1 protein-coding gene is annotated in these 1,077 nt (G+C 42.9%); it reads right to left on the reverse strand.

The window, feature by feature from the left end; translation table 11 throughout:
- Positions 1-991, reverse strand: a protein-coding gene (locus BK127_RS42880) for an IS630 family transposase (RefSeq protein WP_372237431.1) whose coding sequence is annotated in 2 segments (ribosomal slippage) — positions 1-485 and positions 488-991 — 989 coding nt annotated over the 2 segments. Because the reading frame shifts where the segments join, the coding sequence is not laid out codon by codon here. This gene is flagged as partial in the annotation.
- Between the last annotated feature and the right edge of the window lie 86 nt (positions 992-1,077).

The following is a 1,077-nucleotide window of genomic DNA, read 5'->3' on the forward strand; positions in this document are numbered from 1 at the left end:
ATGTTCTTCATAAATGCGGTAACCTTCTTACGGATCTCAGTAACAGAATGAAAAAACACATTGTTAATGACATCTGCCTTCAGCCATTTCCAAAGTCCTTCGACCAGGTTCAACTTCGGGCTATATGGCGGTAAGAAAACCAATTCAAGACGCTCTTTATGTTTCTCCAAAAAAGGTTGAAGCAACTTGGCATGATGAATACGGGCATTATCCAGTACCATAACCATCCTTCCTTGCGGATACGCTTCAATTACACTTTGAAGGAAGGATAGGAACGTCACGGCATCATACTGTTCATCTTCTTTCCAAAGAATGTGGCCTGTAGCATAGTTCAGAACCGCTAATAGCTTAACACCACGATGTTTGCCTGTTGTCTGGATGACACGTTGCTTGCCTTTGAGAAACCACGTATGCTGAAGCGCTTGGTAATCGCGGATCATCGACTCATCTTCGAAGAGCAAGTGAGCGATTTCCTCGTCCATTAACCTTTTTTCAAAGTAGGAAAAGTTACTTCTGTGAAGGCTTGTTGCTTGACTTCATCCGCCGCAGCTAGCGTATAGGTGGGTTTGGTGTAGCTGAGCCCAAGTCGGTGCACCATTTTTGAAATGCCACGCAGTGAGTAGGTAGGACCGAATTCTCGCTGGATATATTCGCCAATGAGATAGAGGGTCCAACTATATTTGCTAAGAAAACCGACTTCATGGGGAACGGAAGATACGATGGTCTGCTTCAGTTGTTCTTGCTGTTCCTTCGTCAGTCGCTCAGGAGCTCCTGTTGAATAGTTTATTTGCAGTCCAACTACACCAGCCTCGCGATAGGCACGCAAATATTTATAGACCGTTCGTTCCGTTCTGCCGATAATCTCTGAAATCTCTAGCGTATTTTTACCTTTCAAATGCAGATAAATGGTTTGGTACCGCTCGAACATGCGCCGATCTTTTTCTTTTTTCATCAAGGATTCAATCTCAATATACGTTGGTGTCGTTTCCATCATTTCACCGTCACTTTTAGGTTGTAGTTCTTTATTCGACGATGTGGAAATGAATTCCTTTAGTTCAACTTATATAGATCAAATAT

This window comes from Paenibacillus sp. FSL H7-0331, from assembly GCF_001956045.1.